The sequence below is a fragment of the Conyzicola nivalis genome (assembly GCF_014639655.1).
GTDB lineage: Bacteria > Actinomycetota > Actinomycetes > Actinomycetales > Microbacteriaceae > Conyzicola > Conyzicola nivalis.
On sequence record NZ_BMGB01000002.1, the window covers coordinates 96,629 to 116,345 of the forward strand.

16 protein-coding genes are annotated in these 19,717 nt (G+C 65.2%); 14 read left to right on the plus strand and 2 right to left on the minus strand.

Features of this window, described 5'->3' with window-relative positions:
- Positions 1-2: 2 nt before the first annotated feature.
- From eccCa to IEV96_RS13945, 12 genes are all read left to right on the plus strand, one after another.
- Positions 3-3,974 carry a type VII secretion protein EccCa gene (gene eccCa, locus IEV96_RS13890; RefSeq protein WP_188511365.1) on the plus strand — a complete coding sequence of 1,324 codons (3,972 nt, stop codon included), beginning with the start codon at positions 3-5 and terminating at the stop codon, positions 3,972-3,974.
- Positions 3,975-4,100: 126 nt separating this feature from the next.
- On the plus strand, positions 4,101-5,771 hold the full coding sequence (locus IEV96_RS13895) for a GspE/PulE family protein (protein ID WP_188511366.1): 1,671 nt from the start codon (positions 4,101-4,103) through the stop codon (positions 5,769-5,771).
- Between the two features lie 125 nt (positions 5,772-5,896).
- Positions 5,897-7,738 carry a type IV pilus twitching motility protein PilT gene (locus IEV96_RS16810; RefSeq protein ID WP_308419489.1) on the plus strand — a complete coding sequence of 614 codons (1,842 nt, stop codon included), beginning with the start codon at positions 5,897-5,899 and terminating at the stop codon, positions 7,736-7,738.
- The gene (locus IEV96_RS13905; protein WP_188511367.1) at positions 7,738-8,967 is read left to right on the plus strand and encodes a type II secretion system F family protein; all 1,230 of its coding nucleotides are present in this window, start codon (positions 7,738-7,740) and stop codon (positions 8,965-8,967) included. The genes IEV96_RS16810 and IEV96_RS13905 overlap by 1 nt, the downstream gene beginning before the upstream one ends.
- A gap of 148 nt (positions 8,968-9,115) precedes the next feature.
- The gene (locus tag IEV96_RS16815) at positions 9,116-9,541 is read left to right on the plus strand and encodes a type IV pilin protein (RefSeq protein WP_308419490.1); all 426 of its coding nucleotides are present in this window, start codon (positions 9,116-9,118) and stop codon (positions 9,539-9,541) included.
- Between the two features lie 98 nt (positions 9,542-9,639).
- Entirely contained in the window at positions 9,640-10,965 is a 1,326-nt protein-coding gene (locus tag IEV96_RS13915; RefSeq protein WP_188511368.1) for a type II secretion system protein, read from the plus strand.
- Complete coding sequence (locus IEV96_RS13920) at positions 10,962-11,645, plus strand: PulJ/GspJ family protein (protein ID WP_229733421.1); 684 nt, start codon at positions 10,962-10,964, stop codon at positions 11,643-11,645. The genes IEV96_RS13915 and IEV96_RS13920 overlap by 4 nt, the downstream gene beginning before the upstream one ends.
- Positions 11,646-11,731: 86 nt before the next feature.
- Entirely contained in the window at positions 11,732-13,432 is a 1,701-nt protein-coding gene (locus tag IEV96_RS13925) for a hypothetical protein (protein WP_229733422.1), read from the plus strand.
- 2 nt (positions 13,433-13,434) lie between these two features.
- The gene (locus tag IEV96_RS13930) at positions 13,435-14,274 is read left to right on the plus strand and encodes a prepilin peptidase (RefSeq protein ID WP_188511371.1); all 840 of its coding nucleotides are present in this window, start codon (positions 13,435-13,437) and stop codon (positions 14,272-14,274) included.
- A gap of 16 nt (positions 14,275-14,290) precedes the next feature.
- Entirely contained in the window at positions 14,291-15,340 is a 1,050-nt protein-coding gene (gene pilM / locus IEV96_RS13935) for a type IV pilus assembly protein PilM (RefSeq protein ID WP_188511372.1), read from the plus strand.
- Positions 15,337-16,119 carry a PilN family protein gene (locus tag IEV96_RS13940; protein WP_188511373.1) on the plus strand — a complete coding sequence of 261 codons (783 nt, stop codon included), beginning with the start codon at positions 15,337-15,339 and terminating at the stop codon, positions 16,117-16,119. Before pilM ends, IEV96_RS13940 begins: the two co-directional genes overlap by 4 nt.
- The gene (locus IEV96_RS13945; protein ID WP_188511374.1) at positions 16,119-16,799 is read left to right on the plus strand and encodes a hypothetical protein; all 681 of its coding nucleotides are present in this window, start codon (positions 16,119-16,121) and stop codon (positions 16,797-16,799) included. Before IEV96_RS13940 ends, IEV96_RS13945 begins: the two co-directional genes overlap by 1 nt.
- Positions 16,800-16,849: 50 nt before the next feature.
- Here the strand turns inward: IEV96_RS13945 and IEV96_RS13950 are convergent, their stop codons facing one another.
- Together IEV96_RS13950 and IEV96_RS13955 are read right to left on the minus strand one after the other, a co-directional pair.
- The gene (locus IEV96_RS13950) at positions 16,850-17,824 is read right to left on the minus strand and encodes a serine hydrolase domain-containing protein (RefSeq protein ID WP_188511375.1); all 975 of its coding nucleotides are present in this window, start codon (positions 17,822-17,824) and stop codon (positions 16,850-16,852) included.
- Positions 17,821-18,051, minus strand: a complete 231-nt coding sequence (locus tag IEV96_RS13955; protein ID WP_188511376.1) for a hypothetical protein — start codon at positions 18,049-18,051, stop codon at positions 17,821-17,823. The genes IEV96_RS13950 and IEV96_RS13955 overlap by 4 nt, the downstream gene beginning before the upstream one ends.
- A 148-nt stretch (positions 18,052-18,199) precedes the next feature.
- Between IEV96_RS13955 and IEV96_RS13960 the strand changes: the two genes are divergently transcribed.
- The gene (locus IEV96_RS13960; RefSeq protein WP_188511377.1) at positions 18,200-19,117 is read left to right on the plus strand and encodes a tripartite tricarboxylate transporter TctB family protein; all 918 of its coding nucleotides are present in this window, start codon (positions 18,200-18,202) and stop codon (positions 19,115-19,117) included.
- Positions 19,118-19,124: 7 nt separating this feature from the next.
- Positions 19,125-19,562 carry a DUF6121 family protein gene (locus IEV96_RS13965; protein WP_188511378.1) on the plus strand — a complete coding sequence of 146 codons (438 nt, stop codon included), beginning with the start codon at positions 19,125-19,127 and terminating at the stop codon, positions 19,560-19,562.
- Positions 19,563-19,717: the final 155 nt, after the last annotated feature.

The following is a 19,717-nucleotide window of genomic DNA, read 5'->3' on the forward strand; positions in this document are numbered from 1 at the left end:
CCATGTCGTCCACTCGCCTCGCGCCCCCGCGCGTGCCCTCGGGCAAGATCCCCCTGCAGGCCCCGCCAGAACTGGTTCCCGGCGACGGAGGCAGCGGCCTGCTCAGCTCGATGCTGCCCATGCTCGGCAGTATCGGAGCCATCGTGATGGCGGTGTCGAGCGCGGGCATCACCGGCCTGATCACCGGCGGCATGTTCCTGCTATCGTCGGTCGGATTCGTCGCGGTGAACGGATGGCGCCAGCGGTCGCAGCGCATGTCGGCGACGCTCGGCGCGCGCCGGGAGTACCTGGCCTACCTCGGCGAACTACGCCAGACCGTGCGCGTCGCCGGCAAGCAGCAGCGCCGCGCCGCGAACTGGCTCAACCCGGCGCCGTCGGCGCTCACCTTTCTCGCCGAGGAGCGCACGCGGGTGTGGGAACGCTCGACCGACGACGCCGACTTCCTTTCGGTGCGGGTCGGCACGAGCGACCAGCCCCTGTGCGTGCAGCTCGAAGCGCCCGAACTGCCGCCCCTCGCGCAACTCGATCCCGTCGCGGCATCGGCGGCCCATCGTTTTATGCTCAGCCACGAGATCCAGAAGCACCTGCCGCTCGCCGCCTCGATCCGCGACTATTCGCGCATCGAGGTCACCGGCAACGAGGAAGAGGCCCGCTCGTTCGTGCGGGCGATGCTGCTGCACGCCGCGACGATGCACCACCCCGAGAGTGTGCAGGTGGCCGTGATCGCCGACGACTCCGTGCTGCCGCAATGGGAGTGGGCCAAATGGCTGCCCCACACGCATTCACGTCAGGTCAACGACGGCCTCGGCCCGGCCCGCATGATCGGGTCGAACGCGGCCGAGATCGAAGACATGCTGCCGCCCGACCTGCGGGAGCGCCCGCGCTTCGGTCGTTCGTCGGCGGCGGTGCTGCCGCACGTGATCGTCATCACCGACGGCGCGCGCATTCCCGTCTCGAGCGCCATCATCACCGACGACGGCGTGCAGGGCGTCACCGTCATCGACATGCCCGCGCGGTGGGACGACCTCGACAACCCCTCGAACCTGCGCATCGCGCTCGGCCAGACCGGCAAGAAGGGTGACGACATCCAGGCGGAGCTCATCACCCTGCAGGCCCCCGCTGTCGCGTTCGTCGCCGACCAGATCAGCATCGTCGAGTCGGAGGCCACCGCGCGCCGCCTCATGCCCTTGTTCAGCGGCACCGCGAGCGTCGCGGCCGCACGCTCGGGCAGCACGGAGCAGATGGAACTCGTCGACCTGCTCGGGCTTCCCGACGTGCGCGACATCGACTTCGCCCAGGCATGGGAGGGGCGACTCGAACGCGATCGCCTTCGGGTTCCGATCGGACAGACGACGGATGGCGCTCCGATAATCCTCGACATCAAAGAATCCGCGCAGCAGGGAATGGGCCCCCACGGTGTCATGATCGGCGCCACCGGTTCGGGAAAGTCGGAGGTGCTGCGCACCCTCGTGCTCGCGCTCGCCATGACGCACTCGCCCGAGCAGCTCAACTTCGTGCTCGTCGACTTCAAGGGCGGCGCGACCTTCGCCGGCATGGCGGGCATGCCCCACGTGTCGGCCATCATCACCAACCTCGGTGAGGAGATCGCGCTCGTCGACCGCTTCCAAGACGCGCTGCAGGGAGAAGTGGTGCGCCGCCAAGAGCTGCTGCGCTCCGCGGGCAACTTCGCTAACGTATCCGACTACGAGAAGGCCCGCCGCGGCGGCCGCACCGACCTCGCCCCGCTCCCAGCGCTGCTCATCGTCGCCGACGAGTTCTCCGAGCTGCTCTCGGCCAAGCCCGAGTTCGTCGACAGCTTCATCAACATCGGCCGCGTCGGCCGTTCGCTGCAGGTACACCTGCTGCTCGCGTCGCAACGGCTAGAAGAGGGCAAGCTACGCGGACTCGACACCTATCTTTCGTACCGGGTGGGTCTGCGCACGTTCTCGGCCGCCGAATCGCGCTCGATCCTCGGCGTGCCCGACGCGTACACGTTGCCGCAGCAGCCCGGTGTCGGTTTCCTGAAGAGCGACACCGAGACGATGGACCAGTTCCGTGCCGCGTACGTCTCCGGACCGCCGAAGCGCCGCAAGCGTGCGGCCGCCGCGAAGGCCACCGGCCACGACGCCGCCGCCGACGTCGAACTGTTCACCGCCTCACCGGTGTGGAGGGCCGCCCCGATCGAGAGCGCCGCCGAGCCGGAGATCGAGTTCCTGGGCGAGCCGGAGGAGACCCGCAGCACCTTCGAGATCGCCGTCGAACGCATGAGCGGGTTCGGCCCAGCCGCCCACCAGGTCTGGCTGCCGCCGCTGACCGTCCCGGCCTCGCTCGACGAGCTCATGCCCGACCTCGCCGTCGACCCGCAGCTCGGTCTCGTGTCGCAGGGCTGGCGCAACGCCGGCGGTCTAACGATTCCCATCGGCATCGTCGACATCCCGCTCGAGCAGCGCCGCGAGAGCCTCACGGTGTCGCTCGGCGGCGCCGCGGGCCACATGGCGATCGTCGGCGGACCGCTCAGCGGCAAGAGCACGCTGCTGCGCACCACCGTCGCCGCGCTGTCGCTCACGCACACCCCGCTCGAGGTGCAGTTCTACGTCATCGACTTCGGCGGCGGCAGCTTCGCAGGCCTCACCGACTTCCCCCACATCAGCGGTGTCGCGACCCGGTCGGAGCCCGACGTCGTACGGCGCACCGTGGCCGAGGTGACCAGCATCGTGAACGCGCGCGAGGTCTACTTCAGGCAGAACAACATCGACTCGATCCAGACCTACCGGCAGCGCCGGGCCGAGGGTCTGGTCGACGACGGCTACGGGGACATCTTCCTCGTGGTCGACGGCTGGGCGACCCTGCGCGCCGAGTTCGAGGCGCTCGAGGGTCAGATCCAGGCGATCGCCGCGCGCGGTCTCACCTACGGCGTGCACGTGATCATCACCGCCGCGCGCTGGCTCGACGTGCGCACCAACATCAAAGACCTCATCGGAACGCGCATCGAACTGCGTCTCGGCGACGCCTCCGACTCCGAGATCGACCGCAAGGCCGCGGGCAACGTCCCGGCAGGAACGCCGGGCCGCGGACTCAGCCCGCGCAAGCTGCAGATGCTCACCGCGCTGCCGCGCATCGACGACTCCGGCGATGCGTCCTCCCTCGCGAAGGGAATCGACGACCTCGTCGCCCGCGCCAAGCAGGGTTGGACCGGCGCGCCGGGACCGAAGCTGCGCCTGCTGCCCGAACTCATCACTCTCGACGAGGTGCGCGCGCTCGCGCCCGCCGACAACCGGCAGATCCTGCTCGGCGTCGACGAAGCCGACCTGGCTCCGTTCGGAATCGACCCGATGGCCGAGCCGCACCTTTTCCTGTACGGCGACTCCGACTCGGGCAAGTCGTCGATGCTGCGCGCCTATGCGCACGAGATCATGCGCCTGTGGGGGCCGAACGAGGCCAAGATCTTCGTGCTCGACTACCGTCGCGCCCTGCTCGGCGAGATCCCCAAGGACTACCTCGGCGCGTACCTCACCGCCCACGACATGGCGATGAGCGGGGTGAACGAACTGGCCACGTTCTTCCAGAGCCGCATCCCGGGCCCCGACGTGACGCCCGAGCAACTGCGCACCCGGTCGTGGTGGAAGGGCGCCGAAGGCTTCATCCTCGTCGACGACTACGACCTGGTCGCCACGTCACAGGGCAACCCGCTCGCGGCCCTTGCGCCGCTGCTCGCGCAGGCGACCGACCTCGGCCTTCACGTCGTGCTCACCCGCCGTACGGGTGGAGCCGGACGCGCGGCCTACGACCCGATCATCCAGCGCATGACCGACCTCGGTACCACGGGCATCCTGCTCAGCGGAAACCCCGAGGAAGGTCAGCTCATCGGCAAGGTCAAGGCGATGCCCGCCGTGCCCGGCCGCGCCCAGATCGTGAGCCGTGACCGCGGTCTCGTGAGCGCCCAGCTCGGCTTCGTGCCGGCGAACTACTCCTAGCGGCGAGGCGGCCACCCCCGCTAAGGGGTATGGCTATGCTTTTATGAAAAGGTTACGTTTACAGCCTTGTTATCGAAACGTGGCCACGGGCCGGCCGCGTCGCTAATGCTTTCGTGAGGAGATGCAATGGCAACCCTCACTGAAATTCTGATTCTGCGCGGTGTCGTACCCATCGAGAACCTGGACTCCAACTCCGGGGCCTGGGGGGAAGACGAAGACGCTGTCAGGGCGCTCGTCGAGAAGGGCATGGTCACCGAGATCCAGCTCGCCTCAGCGCGGGCCGCCCAAGCCGAACTCCCGTTCGTCGAGTTGCTCGACTTTCCCGTCGAACGATCGGCTGTGTCGCTCGTCAGCGCGGCCACGTGCCGTCGGTATCAGGTGCTGCCCATCAGCATTACCGACGACATTCTCACGCTCGCAATGGCCGATCCCGGTGACGTCTTCGCGATCGACGACGTGCGCGCTGCCGCTCGTATGCAGGTTCGCCCGGTCGTTGCAGCCCCGAGCGACCTTCGCCAGGCGATCGACCGTTTCCATCGCGCCGACGGCGAGCTGAGCGACCTGACGACCGCCCTCGAAGAAGAGAGCGGGAGCACCGATGTAGATGGTGCTGGTGCTGCCGACGCACTCGAAGACGACGTGCCCATCGTGCGGTTCGTGAACCTGCTCATCAGTCAGGCCATCCAAGACAAAGCGTCCGACATCCACATCGAGCCGGGCGAGCACGGGATGCAGGTGCGTTATCGCATCGACGGCGTGCTGCACCAAATGCAGTCGGCGCCGAAGGCCATCCAAAATGGCGTTATCAGCCGCCTCAAGATCATGAGCGAGATCGACATCGCGGAGCGCCGCAAGCCGCAAGACGGGCGAATGTCTGTGACGCACGGTGGGCACAAGATCGACCTTCGTGTCGCTACCCTGCCGACGGTGTGGGGCGAAAAGGTCGTTATGCGAATCCTCGACACCTCGTCGACGACGGTGTCCATGGACAATCTCGCTTTGCTCCCCCGCAACGCGGCCGCATACAAAACGTCGTACAGCAAGCCGTACGGAATGATTCTCGTGACGGGTCCGACCGGATCGGGAAAGTCGACGACGCTCTACACGACCCTCGGCACGGTCGCCCGGCCCGAAATCAACGTCATCACAGTCGAAGACCCGGTGGAGTACCGCATGCCGGGCATCAACCAGGTGCAGGTGAACACCAAGGCCGGGCTTACTTTCGCGTCGGCGCTGCGCTCGATCCTGCGTTCCGACCCCGATGTCGTTCTGATTGGCGAGATCCGCGACCACGAGACCGCGCAGATTGCCATCGAGGCATCGCTGACGGGCCACCTCGTGCTGTCTACGCTGCACACCAACGACGCCCCGAGCGCAATCACGCGTCTCACCGAAATGGACATCGAGCCGTTCTTGGTCGGCTCGGCGCTCGACTGTGTCGTCGCCCAGCGTCTGGCACGCCGCCTCTGCGAGCGCTGCAAGGTGCCGTACGCGCACGACGTCGAACAGCTGGCCGCCTTGCGCTTCGCGTTCGACCCGAACCGCCCGATACCTAATCTCTACAAGCCGGTCGGCTGCGCCAACTGCTCGAACACCGGGTACCGCGGACGTATTGCCATCCACGAGGTGATGATCGTGACCGAGGAGATCGAACGGCTCGCCGTACAACGCGCCTCGAGCGCCGAGATATCGAAAGTCGCTATCCAGCAGGGACTCATCCCTCTGCGCTGGGACGGCTGGGCCAAAGTGCAGCTGGGGCTGACATCCGTCGAAGAGATCATGAGAGTTGTTGTATGAACGCGCCTGTCTATGACCTTCCTGATGGCGAAGAGGAGTCGTTCCGGCCTGCCCGGCCCGGGTCGGTTGCGCAGACCAACGCCCTACCGGTCTTGCCGCCGGGCGGACTGATCGACCATGCCTCGGTGGTGCCAGAGTCCGACACCGCGCCTGAACCCGGGTCCCACCCTCCGGCGAACGACGAGACGATCGATTTCGATAGCACCTTCGACTCCAGAGAATTCGCCCCGCCGGCTAACGGGTCGCCATCGTACGTCTCGGCCTTCGACCCCGAAGCGTACGTCTCTCCGTTCGCGGAGGTACCGACGGAGCCCGCCGCCACGTTCCAGTTCCCCTCGGACGACGCGATTCCGATCTTCGATACGGGAGCTTTCGACGCGCCTCCGCCGTCCGTGGTTCCGGACGACGATTCGGCGCTTCCCGCGTCTTCGGGCGCCGGCCCGGAGACGCCCGCCGCCCGCGACGCAGCACCCGCTTGGTCTGCGTCGACAACGCCGCCCGCCCCCACCACGGAGGAGACGGAGACCATGGGCCGCCGCGCGCAACGCCTCCGCGAGGCGGAAGAGGCCGGCGCGCCGACGTCAGAGACGAGTCCGGTCTCTCTCACGGAGCCGATCGACGTGTTCGCACGATCCGCCGCCACTGAGGTTCTCGCCGCGATCGATCCGTCCGGCGAGACCGCTGAGCTGAAGCCATCCGTGCCCTACCTGTCCACGAAGCCGCCGGTCGAAGCGCTGCAATTCACGCTGACCCCGCTCCCATTCGGATCCGGGGGTATCGACGACGACTCGTTCGACCTGTCTGACCTCGGTCAAGGTCAGGCGGGAACAGATCCCGACCTCGTGGCGGCGCTCAACATCGTGGTGAGCCTCGGGGCATCCGACCTCCACGTGAGTGTCGGTACCGTGCCGTTGATCCGCGTCGACGGCGCGCTCCAGTCGGTTCCCGGTTTCGACACGTGGGACGCCGACAAGGTGACATCCGCCATTCACAGCATCCTGAGTCCGAAGCACCGCGACCAGTTCGAGGCCGAGCTCGAACTCGACTTCGCGTACTCGCTGTCGAAGTCGTCCCGCTTCCGGGTGAACATCTACCAGCAGCGTGACTCGATCGGGGCGGCGTTCCGCCTCATCCCGACCGGGATCAAGCAGCTCGCCGAACTCGGCATGCCGGCGCAGATCGCGGAATTCGCTCAACTGCAGCGAGGCCTCGTGCTCGTGACCGGCCCCACTGGGTCGGGTAAGTCGACGACGCTCGCGGCACTCATCGACCTGGTCAACGCGACACGCGCCGACCATATCGTGACCGTGGAAGACCCCATCGAGTTCATCCACTCCAACAAGATGGCGCTGGTCAACCAGCGCGAGGTCGGCCACGACACACACAGCTTCAACAACGCGCTCAAGCACGTGCTGCGACAAGACCCCGACGTCATTCTCATCGGCGAGCTTCGAGATCTCGAGACGATCTCGGTCGCATTGACCGCGGCGGAAACCGGTCACCTCGTCTTCGCGACGCTTCATACCCAGGATGCCCCGCAAACCATCGACCGCCTCATCGATGTGTTTCCCACCCATCAGCAGGGACAAGTGCGAACGCAACTGGCAGCGACCCTGCGCGGAGTGGTCTGCCAGACCCTCGTGAAGCATGCGAGCGGGCAAGGCCGGGTCGTGGCCACAGAGGTCATGGTGACAACGTCGGCCGTCGCGAACCTGATCCGCGAGGGAAAGACCTACCAGATCGCTACAGCAATGCAGGCCGGTGGCGCTCTGGGCATGCACACGCTCGACCAGCATCTTGCCGATCTTGTTAATTCCGGCGAAATCACCCATGGCGCAGCGCGAGAAAAAGCTAGAGATGTCGAGGCTATCGGGCGTCTCATCCACCGGGTCGACACGTCGATAGCGGCTGGCTTCGGCAACAATGACGCGCTGTACACCGAGACCAACCCGGGGGGCAAGCACTGATGGCGAGCGCGGTGCGAACCTTTGAATACAAGAGCCGCGACTCCGCGGGCAAGATGGTCAAGGGCAAATTGGATGCGGCGACAGAGGGTGCCGTAGTCAGTAAGTTGCGCGTCATGGGTCTTGCTCCCATCGACATCAAAGAAACGCTGGCAGGCACGGGTCTGCAGAGAGAAATCAATCTCGGCGGCGGCAAATCCGTGGGTCTGAAAGACCTGGCGATCATGGCGAGACAGATGTCGACCATGACCGGGGCGGGTCTTTCGCTTCTGAAGACTCTCGACATCTTGGCCGCGCAAACGGCTCACAAGAAGCTCGCGACCATCCTCGCGGCCGTCAGCCGGGACGTTGAGTCCGGCTCGTCGTTTTCCCAAGCTCTAGCCCGACACCCGGTCGACTTTCCGCCACTCATGATCAGCATGGTGCGCGCCGGTGAAGCAGGCGGATTCCTCGACTCGGCGCTCGACGCGATGGCGGAAAACTTCGAGAAGGAAGCGAACCTGCGGGCCTCGATCAAGTCGGCCCTCACGTATCCGGTGATGGTGCTCATCATGACCGTCGCGGCCGTAGCGCTGATGCTGATCTTCATCGTGCCGATCTTCAAGACCATGTTCGAGGGGCTGGGCAGCGAGCTCCCGGCGCCCACTCAATTCTTGGTGACCCTGTCAGAATCCATGATCTATATCGGGCCCGCAGCGGTCGTCATCGGAATTTTCGGCTCCATCTGGTGGCGCGCCAACAGGAACACCGAGGCTGTGCGCAAGGTCGTCGATCCGATCAAGTTGCGGATGCCCGTATTCGGCGGCCTGATGAAGAAGGTCGCTGTCGCCCGCTTCACTCGCAACTTCGCAAACATGCTGCAGGCCGGCGTGCCCATTCTGCAGGCGCTCAGCATCGTCGGTGAGACCTCGGGCAACTGGGTCATAGAAAAGGCAACACGAAACATCGCCGACGGGGTTCGCCAGGGTAAGTCGATCGCCGAACCGCTCGCCCTCGAAACCGTCTTCCCACCCATGGTCGTGCAGATGATCGCGGTCGGCGAGGACTCGGGCGCCATGGAAGTCATGTTGAACAAGGTGTCCGACTTCTACGAAGCTGAGGTCAAGACATCCACCGAGGCGCTGACCTCCCTCATCGAGCCGCTGATGATCGCATTCCTCGGAGTCGTGGTGGGTGGCATGGTGATCGCCCTCTACATGCCGATCTTCTCGATCGCGACCGTAGTGAAGTAGTTGAAGATCACTCGGGAACGGTGAAAAAGTTTCGAAAGTGACCCCTTCGAGGGCTATCGCATTCGGAGCCTTGCGACGAGAATTGGTTGCGGGGGTCAAAACTTTAGGGGGGCCCTGTTTATTTTTTCATTCCAACAGGGAGCACGACATGTTCAGCAAATTCAATAAAGCACTCAACGACCGGCGCGCAGGTATCAAGCGCGAAGAGGGCTTCACCCTCATCGAACTGCTCGTCGTCGTCATCATCATCGGCATCCTCGCCGCCATCGCGATCCCCGTCTACATCGGTGTGCAGAACAACGCGAAAGATGCGGCCGTCAAGTCCGACCTGACCAACGCCAAGCTCGCGGTCGTCGCGTACTACGCCGATAAGGGTTCTGCAGCGGCTACTCCGACGCTTAATGACACCGTGCTCGGGACCTATGGTTTCACCCGCAGCACCGACAACACCACGACCTTGGCCTTCAAGGCCACGCCGACCGCTACCGCGTTCTGCATTGACGCGACCGGCGTCACGGCGAACACCTTCTTCATCACGCAGAGCGCAGCGGTAAAAGCCGGTTCCTGCCCGTAGGCACTAGTTGAGTCACAAACGAGGCGCTGCTGCGGCAGCGCCTCGTTTGTCTATCGGCGCAAAGCCAAGCCACCTTCAGTCCGGTCGAAAGGGTCCGTATGTCCATCACGCCCACCGGCGTGCGTCCGGCGTCCGACGACTCCGGGATGGGCATCATCGAGGTGCTCGTCGCATTCATGATCTTCGCGGTGATCTTCATCGGCGTCGCCATGTCGATGGTGGCGAGCCTTCGGCTCACCTCGGATTCGGAGGCGCGCGTCGTGGCGAGCAACATCGCGTCGGGTCAGATCGACAAAGCACGCGCCTCGGGCGATCCCTTTCTGATTTTCGACGACGAGGGCACCCAAACCATCGATGGCGTCACCTACGCCTGGAAGCGGGATACGGGCTGGGTGGCGGCAGCCGGGTCAACCTCCGGATGCGGTATCGGAGGTGGAGCGTTGCAGTACAAACGGGTTAATGTGACTGTCACTTGGACGGGGAAGATCGGCGCCGCCAGTCCGGTGCGAGTCGACACGATTTTGGCGCCGACCGGCCGCATCAACGACCCGAGCTTCGGTACCATTCTCGTTCGCGTTCTCGCCGCAGACGGAACGGGCGTGAAGGGGATTCCAGTCACGGTGTCGGCGACTCTCGGGGGAGCGGCCGTACCGAGTTCGGTGACCGACGAGGATGGCTGCAGCTACGCCCTCAAAGTAACCCCCGGCACCTACTCAGTGAAGTTGTCGAAGGCTAACTACGTCACCGACGCGCAGCAGATTGATCCGGTGCAGCCCGGGATAGTCGTCACCGCGGGCAGCACATTGAACGCGCCGTTTCAATATGACAACGCCGCGACCTTCACCCTGGGCTATGCGAGCAACCAGCCGGTGAACCGCATGATTCCGATTGACCTCGACGTCACGTTCGGCAGCACCTATGGCCAGCACGTTGTCTCTGGACCCACCCCGACATCCGCGCGACTGCACCCCTTCCCGTCGGGCTATTCGTCAATTGCCGGCAAGTATTCGAAGCCCACGGTCAATGCTGCGGGAGTTACAACGGCAGCCGGGTGCCTGTCGCCCGACCCGGCATCCTGGGCCGCCGGCACGGTGCTCGGCGTATCGCGCCCCGCCGGCACGCGGCTCGACAACGTTGCTGGTGCGCCCGGCGGCCCTTCGACGCCCATGCCGATTCCGATGGGCGCGATCAGCGCTCCGTACACAGCGGCCACGACTTTCGTGGCGAAATCGGCCGCGCCGATAGCCGGCAGCGGTGACCCGGGATGCGGCGTCGCGATGACGTACACCTTCGCTGCGACTGCCGGAACCGGAACCGCTCTGCTTGCTCTTCCCTACGGAACGTGGTCGCTTTCCACAAGGTCTTCGACCGGAACTCTTACGCCGGTAGGCGGGCCTTTTACCCTGGATCCGAGGGTCCCATGATGCGCCAACGTGCCGCTGGCACACCAGCCGCCGCCCACCACGATGCGGGGCTGAGCCTCGTCGAGCTGCTCGTGTCGATAATGCTCTCGGCACTGCTTCTCGTGCTCGTCGGAACAACGTTCGTGCAGGTCGTGAGGAACACGGGCACCGTGACGGCCGCCCGGGAGGGCGCGGGAAGCGCCTCCTCCATCGTTACCGAATTGAGCAAGGTGATCCGGTCGGCCAGCACCATCCCCGCAACGAGCCTGGCTGCGGCACAGCCAGCGGTGGTCTCCGCCACTGACAACGCCCTCACGGTGTACTCGTACGTAGATACCTCGCCCACGGTGCCCAAGCCAACCAAGGTGGAATTCGCCATCGTGGCTGGGCAGATCGTAGAGAAACGGTGGGCCACCACGTCGACCAAGAGCCCGTGGGTTTTCCCCTCGACCCCCACGAGCACGGTCACCTACCCGGGCATCCACGCGCCGATCGGTTCGACCCCGCTCTTCACCTATCTCGACGCGACCGATACGCCGGTCTCGCCGGGTGCCGGGCTCAGCGAAACCCAGCGAGCTCTCGTTGCGTCCATAACCGTATCGGTGCGGATCCGACCGGCTACGCCCGCTACCGCCAAGCCGGTCGAGATCGTCAATACCGTCGGGATGCCAAATGTGGGCATCGAGAGGGCGACGCCATGACCAGAGGTATTATTCAGCGCGCTCGACTCGCGGCGAGCGGCGACGGCGGCTACGCGCTTGCCGTCGTGATCGGTATCGGTCTCGTGATGATCATCATGATCGCGGCTTCGCTCAGCATTACCACCAGCGGAGTGACCCGCGCCGACACGGATCAAGACCGTATCGGGGCGGAGGCGGCGGCTTACGCCGGGGTGGCCGAGTACCAGAGTCGACTCTCGAACGACAGCACGTACCAGAAGTTCGGCAATCCGGCTTCGGTTTTCACCGTCGCCACGGGCAGCCGCGTCAGCCTACCCACTGGTGCCCTAACCAACCCCGCCTTTGGACTATCGGCGTCCGGATCGTGGGCCGACGTTCCCACCGGGGATGCCACCGTGCCCCCCACCGCCTCGTTCCGTTACGAGGTCGACAACTCCAGCTATGACCGATCCGGCGTCGTCAAGATCCGGTCGACGGGAAGGGTAGGTAACGTGACCCGCACCGTGGTTGCCGACTTGAAACAGGAGGGCTTCATCAACTTCCTGTTTCTCACCGACTTCGAGACCGCCGATCCCGATCTTGCGGGCGGCACGAACTGCGCCCGCTACCTCTGGGCGACCCCGACTCGCGGCACGGATTGCGACACTATCAATTTCTTGGCGGTCGACACTTTCAACGGGCCGGTGCACTCGAACGACCAGATGACCGTGTGCGGTTCGACGTTTAACGGCGCGGTCACCTCCTCCAGCACGAAGAGACCGAACTACACTCGCCCGTCCGGCTGCGGCAGCGCCAGGGGGCAATTCGGCAGCGGGCCGCTGTATCACTCGGTTGTTCCCATGCCGCCGACCAACGCCGAGATGAAGAAGGAGACTCGCAACGACCTCTCCGACGACGTTCCGCGCCCCGGCTGTCTGTACACGGGGCCGACGACCATCACGCTTCTCGCGAGCGGCAAGATGAACGTCGTGTCGCCGTATACGAAGTTCACGAGAACGGCATCGACCAAGGCGGGGGCGTCAAAGCCGGCAGAGTGCGGGACCCCGGGAACCGCAAGCGGTTCGCTGGGCAGCGTCGGAGGCGCCGAAATCAACGTGCTCGACTACAACCTCATCTTCGTGCAGAACGTACCGACCGCGAGCTCCGATCCCAACTACTGGGGCACCGCCGACCCGCAGAACTTCACCTGCAATAACAGGGGTAGCTCGTCCGAAGGGTGGTCTTTCGGTTCGGGATCGACGTTCACCCGGTATCCGCTGACGAATGAGACCATCCCGAGCACTTCTGCGAGCGACGCCCCAGCCTACGGCTGCAAAGACGGCGACGCCTACGTGAAAGGGCAACTCGACGGCGCACTCACGATAGCCGCCGAGAACTATGTTTACGTGACCGGTAACATCACCTACGTCGACACCGCCGAATCGATTCTCGGGCTCGTCGGCAATAACGCCGTGTGGGTGTGGAATCCGATGAACGGTTCAACGTCGCTGATCGGAGACCGTGGGCGCACCATAAACGCCGCGCTGCTCTCCGTCGCCCACACCTTCATGGTGCAGAATCACGATAAGGGCTCGTCGAACCGAGGAACGCTGACAATAAACGGTGCCATAGCCCAAAAATATCGCGGAACCGTTTCAACGTCCGCCTCCGGGGCTACTTCCCCGTCGACCGGCTACGCCAAGAACTACAACTACGACAAGCGCCTGCTCGTGACTGCCCCGCCCAAGTTCCTCTCGCCGGTATCCACGACCTATGGCGTCACCCAGTTCGCCAACGTTCCCGCTGCATTCAAGCCGGACGGCAGTTGACCATGCCATACGCATCTCTCGGCGTCCCTGTGCTCGTTCTGAGCGGCGTGCTTGGAGCGGTAGTCGGCTCCTTTCTGAACGTCGTGATCTATCGCGTGCCTAGAAGTCTCTCCGTCGTGTCGCCGCCGTCAGCCTGTCCCGCGTGCGGTGCGCCGATACGCCGCCGTGACAACGTGCCGGTGCTCTCCTGGCTGCTGCTCCGCGGCAGATGCCGCGATTGCGCGGCACCCATCTCCCCGCGTTACCCGATTGTTGAAGCGCTGACCACCGCGTTCTTCGTGGTGGTGGCGGTCGCATTCAACCCGTTCGTCAGCGGCACTCCGGCGACCGCGCTTGTTTCCGGTGTTCTGGTGCTCGTAGCGTTCCTGTATCTCGCGGGCATAAGCATCGCCCTCGCCGCGATAGATCTCGACACGCATCGACTGCCGAACGCGATAGTTCTGCCGGCCTACGCGGTGGGAATCGTTCTGCTCGGGGCGGCGGCCTGGGCGTCTGGAGATCTGGAACCCCTATTGCGCGCCGTGGCTGGCGCGGCCATCCTCTTCGCCTTCTACTTCCTCCTTGCCTTCGCTTATCCCGGCGGCATGGGGTTCGGCGACGTCAAGCTGGCCGGTGTTCTCGGGCTGTTTCTGGGGTTTCTCGGCTGGCAGCAGTTGATCGTGGGAGTGGCGGCGGCATTCATCCTCGGGGGAGTGCTCGGGGTTCTGCTTATCGCAATAGGCAAGGCCACGCGCAAAAGCGGCATCCCCTTTGGCCCGTGGATGCTCGCCGGCGCATGGGTCGGTGTGTATGCCGGAGCTCCGATCGTCGATGGCTACTTGTCGCTCGTCGGCCTGAACTAGAAGAAGGATCAGAGACATGGCAAAATCAGTCGTCGGAATCGACATCGGCGCGCGCGTTATTCGCGCAGCCGAAGTCGTCGAGCGCGCGAAGCAGCGACCCGTGCTCGTGAGATACCACGAGATCGCGCTTCCCCCCGAGGCGGCTGTAAGGGGTGAAGTCCTCGAGATCGACACCGTCGCGTCGGCGCTTAAGCAACTCTGGTCTGCCGGTGGTTTCAAATCGAAGCAAGTGGTACTCGGGGTCGGTAGCCAGCGCGTACTCGCTCGCGACTTGACGGTGCCCAAGATGCCCATCGTGCAAATTCGAGAGTCCTTGCCATTCCAGGTGCAAGACATGTTGCCGGTTCCGGTGGCCGATGCGCTGTTGGATTTCTATCCGGTATCGGAGGAAGTCGGTGAGGGCGGGGTGATGATCAACGGGCTGCTCATAGCCGCGGTGAAAGACTCGGTAATGGCTAATGTGCGCGCCGCTCAGGCGGCCGGCCTCAACCCCTTAGAGGTCGACCTCATCCCGTTCGCGTTGTCGCGCGCGCTGCTCGCCCGGGGCGACGCGCCAGAGACCGTCGCGATGGTGCACGTCGGCGCGGTCACCACGAGCATCGTCGTCGCTAAGAGCGGGATCCCGCAGTTTGTGCGCATAGTTCCCAGCGGAGGAGACGATGTCACCAAAACCCTGGTGTCACGATTGAAGCTGGAAGTGTCCAATGCCAATCAGGTCAAGCTAGCTTTCGGACTCACCGGCGAGAATGCTTCGCTGGAGTGGCGTCCAGCGGTGGAGATCATCCGTGAGGTCGCCTCCGAGTTGCTGAACACCGTTCGCAACACGATCAACTTCTTCGCGCACACCCGTCCACGCGACCCGATCAGCCGCATCGTCGTCAGCGGCGGTGGGACGCAACTTGCGGGATTGCAGACGGCGCTTTCGGAAATCACGCGCCTCCCGGTCTCGGAGAGCGATCCGTTCGAACGGTTCACCGTCGACAAGACCGTCGACCGTGAGGCGCTAGAAGCATCTCGAGCAAGTGTGGCCACCGTGTTGGGTCTCACACTGATGGGTAAGAAATGAGCGACATGGCAATCGTCGGCAAGGAAGCACCGTCGACCCCTCAGCCTGGGAAAAAAGGCAGTTTCCTGACACGGCCTATCGGCGGTTCCAAACCCCGGGCCGCAAAACCGCCGAGTGTGAAGAACTCGGCGCGTGCGACGGTCCTCGGCGCGGCGCCACGCGCCGATCTCCTTCCCCCCGAGATCACTGCGGAGCACAAGCAACGTGCCCGTCAGCGATCCCTGTGGCTGGGGGTAGTCGGTGCTCTGCTTATTGCCGTCGTCGGCACCGGTGCCGCCTTCGTCCACAACGTTTCCGCCGCCGCCGGCCTAGCCGCGGCGCAAGACGAGACGATCCGGCTGCAATCGGAGCTCGCCGCCCACTCGCAGGTGCGCGACATTAAAGAAAATGTCGCGACCTCGGAGGAAGCACAGAGGGTGGGTGGGTCAACCGACGTCGACTGGAAGACCTACCTGACCAACCTCCAGGCGACCCTTCCCGGCGGCGTCGCCATCACCTCTGTCCTTATCGAAACCGGCTCACCAATCGCCGACTACGCTCAGTCGGCGGTTCCGCTCGAGGGGGCCCGCATCGGAACGCTCACGTTTGAAGCAACCAGCCCGACGCTGCCGTCGATTCCCACGTGGCTCAACGGTCTCGCGACTCTCGACGGCTTCGTCGACGCGGTGCCGAACAGCGTCGCGATCGTCGAGGACGGTAGCTACACGGTTTCGATCACAATGCACATAAACGCGGAAGCGTACTCGGGAAGATTCACCCCGGAAGAAGAGGCCGAGTAATGCGAAACAGACTCTGGAACATCGTCGCCGTCGGAATAATGGTCGCAATCCTCGCCGGCGGATGGTTCCTCGGTGTAGACCCGCAGCTGTCCGCTGCGCGTGCGTCCAACGAGCAGAGCGCGGCGGTAGAAGCGCAGAACGACTTGACGAGCGCGACAGCCGATCAACTCGCTCGTGCAGAAGAAGACCTGCCCGCGTTGCAAGACGAGCTTGCCACTCTGCAACGCTCCATCCCCGCGACCGCGCAGACGTCGGCCTTCATCGACGACCTAAACGTTCTCGCTAATGCGGCGGGGGTCACGGTCAGTGCCATTGCGGTATCTGATGCCCAGCCTTACGTCGCACCGGTTGCCGCCGACGTTCCTGCGGCTGCTACCGCCGAGACCCCCGCCGAGGGCGAAACGGCGGAGGCCGCTCCCGACGTCGACCCCCTCGCTCCGCCCGCTGTGACCAGTCCGCTCGTCGGGTCAGACAACTTCGTGCTCGTGCCGATCTCCGTCGAGGTGAAGGGAAGCGCGCAAGCGGTTCTCGACTTCGTCAGCGGGCTGCAGAGCGGCAAGCGCCTTTTCCTCGTGACGTCTTACTCAAGCAGTTTGGGGACAGAGGAGGAGGGCGCCGGCATAGTGACCGCGACCACAACGGGCTACATTTACGCTTTGCTTGGCCAGTACAGCGAGTAAGTATCAGCTCGGGCTCGCCGCTATGTCCGCCGACGCCGGGAGGCGCGCCGTCAGCTCTTCGAGTCCGCGAGCAGCGCGAAGCCGGCCCGGTCTACCGAGGCGGTCGTCGCCGACAGCACGACGGCGCCGGTCCCTGCCGCGCGGTCGAGGCCGATCCAGGAACGGAAGCCGCCGGTGCCACCGTTGTGCCAGGTGATGGGCCGGCCCTTCCACATCTCGACCGTTATCCAGGCGGCGCCGATGTCCACCCGCGGACCGTAGTGCGACGTGGGTGTGAGCGCGTCGATGCCCGGCGCGGATCCGTCCAGGAGGGCCGCCGTCAGCCGCGCCATATCGGCGATGGACGACCGGATGCCGCCGGCCGGGCCGAGCGCTTCGCCCGTCCAGGGCTGCCGGAGGTGTCCGGTGCTGCTGCTGCCCGCGACCGCGTCGGGACCCACCTGGCTCGGATCTGCGGGCACATAGGTGTTGCGCAGGTCCAGGGGCGCGACGATGCGATCGCGGACCAGGTCGGCGTAACTCGTTCCGGCCGCCGACGCGACCGCGTGCCCGAGCAGCTCGAACCCCAGGTTCGAGTATCGGGCGCGCGGGGGACCGGGCTCTACCTCGCGGGCCTGCGCCAGCAGCGCCTCGAGGTCTTCGCCATACGGATTTGTGCCCCGTCGCCACACCTCGACGGTGCCCCGGATCGCGTGCGCCGATCGCGGCAATCGCGGCAGCCCCGACCGGTGGACGCTCAGGGAGGCGAGTGTCACGTGCGCGGCGGCGCAATCGCCCAGCGGGAGAAGGTCACCCAGCGTGGAGTTGGACGTGACTTCTCCGCGGCTCAGTGCGTCGCAGTAGAGCAGTCCCGTGACGCCTTTCGAGATCGACCCGATCTCGAAGTCCGAGGTCAGCCCGGCCCCGCGCGACGCCAGCGTCGACCCGGCGGGGGTGACGAGGGCGGCCGCGGCGGGCGCGGAGTGTCTGACGAGCTCGTCGAGTCGCGCGGAGAGGCCGGTGTCGCCCGAGGTGACGTCGCTCACGATGCGCCGTCGAATCGTCGCCCGCCGTGCTTCTTGTGCACGGCCTGTTTGCTGACCCCCAAGGCCTCGGCGATCTGCACGCCGGTCAGGCCGCTCGTTCGCGCCCGGTGGACCAGTACCACCTCGGCGCGGGCCAATTCGAGTCGCAGCTGATGCAGCGCGCGCAATGCTTCCAGCGGATCGTCTCCGCGCGTCCCGATCAGTCGGGCGAGGTCAACCATGTCCATGGCGGTCAACCGTAGTTGACCGGCGCGGATGGCGTCAAGCGCTATTTCCGCCTCCCACCGGCTAGCCTCTGCCTCGCCGCAAATATCCGTTGGTAGAGTGACACGACCAATTTGGATGGCCGATCGGGCCTGTTAGAGGAGTACTTCGATGGCCGACAAGACCGACGAGCCGAACACCCCCACCGGTGAAAACACCGCCGATAACGCCACCGGCGAGACGCCTTCGGCCCGCACCGGCGAGACGCCCGTGGGCGACACCGCCTCGTACGACAGCCCCGTGTACGACAGCCTCGTCGACACCGGAGAGCCCGTCGTCGCGACCGTCGACGAAGACCCGAAGACCACCGAGTACTCCACGCCCCCGGCCGAGCAGGACGAGATCGTCGTAGAGGAAGCCGAGTACGCGCCCGAAGAGCCCTTGGCCCAGCGCGACACCGCCGTCGTCGACGAGGCCCCGCGCGAAGCGCCCTACGTCGCACCCGTGACCCCCGCGGCGGCAGCAGCAGCCGCCCCGGCGCCCTCGCAGCCCAACGTCGTCTACGTCAACAAGCCCCAGGAGCCCGTCGAGAAGAACAACCGCGGCTTCGGAGTGCTCATCTCTCTCGCCGCGACCATCGTGTTCCTCGTCGTGCTGGCCATCGTTATGGTCATCATCTACAGCTCCCGCTCGAACGCGCTGTTCATCGACTTCCTCGGCCAGACCGCGTTCTACGTGCCTGCGCTGTTCTTCCTCGTCGGGTCGGTGGTGCTCGCGCTGCTGCTGAACCGCGCCGGCTGGTGGGCGCACGTGATCGGCAGCCTCCTCGTCGCGCTGTTCGTCTACTTCGGTACCATCGCCACAGTGCTGGTCGTCAACGGCGTCGTGCTGCTCACGCCGTCCGAGGCCGCCGAGCAGTTCCGCCTCGGCACGGTGAGCCCGTTCACGATCGCCGCCGCGCTGGTCGCGCGCGAGGTCGCGATCTGGGCCGGCGCCATCATCGCCAGCCGCGGACGCAAGCTCAAGGCGCGCAACGCCGAAGCGCTCGAGACGTTCCAGCGCGAGCAGGCACAGACCCGCGGGTACTGAGCACCCGATGGGTGACGCGCCGCAGCTTCCGCCCCCGCCCGACCCTCGCATGCTGCCGGTGCTCGCGACGGTGACCTATGCCGCGGCCGTCATCGCACTGTGGGGATTCCTGAGCCTCGGGCTCGACGCCGACGCGATCGCCCAACGCGACGCGGGTCCGCTGCTCGGCCCGGCGATGGTACTCGGTGCCTGCGTCGTCACGTTGCTCGCGCTCCTGAAGGTGCGCGGGCGGTCGGCGCCCACCGTCGCCGGGCTCGCTGCCGCGGCATCCGTCTATGTCGTTATGTTGATCATCGGGGCCGTCGGGTATTCGCTCATCAGGGCGGATGTCTCGTGGCTCGTGCTCTTCATCGGGGCCTATGCGCCCAGCCCGTTCGTGCTCGGAGCGGCGCTGCTCAGCGGCATCGCCGTTGTGGCCGTCTGGGCTGCCACCCGGAGGGCCTGAACCCTTGCGCTGCAGGCGAAACTCATTTGACCGGCAGGCCTACCGGGGATAGTATTTTGCAGGTGTGCGCTTTGTCGTGCGCTCCCGTATGCCCTCGTGGTTGTCGGAAGCCACTCGCCTCGCATATTCAGGGTGTGATTTCGTAATCGCCCCCC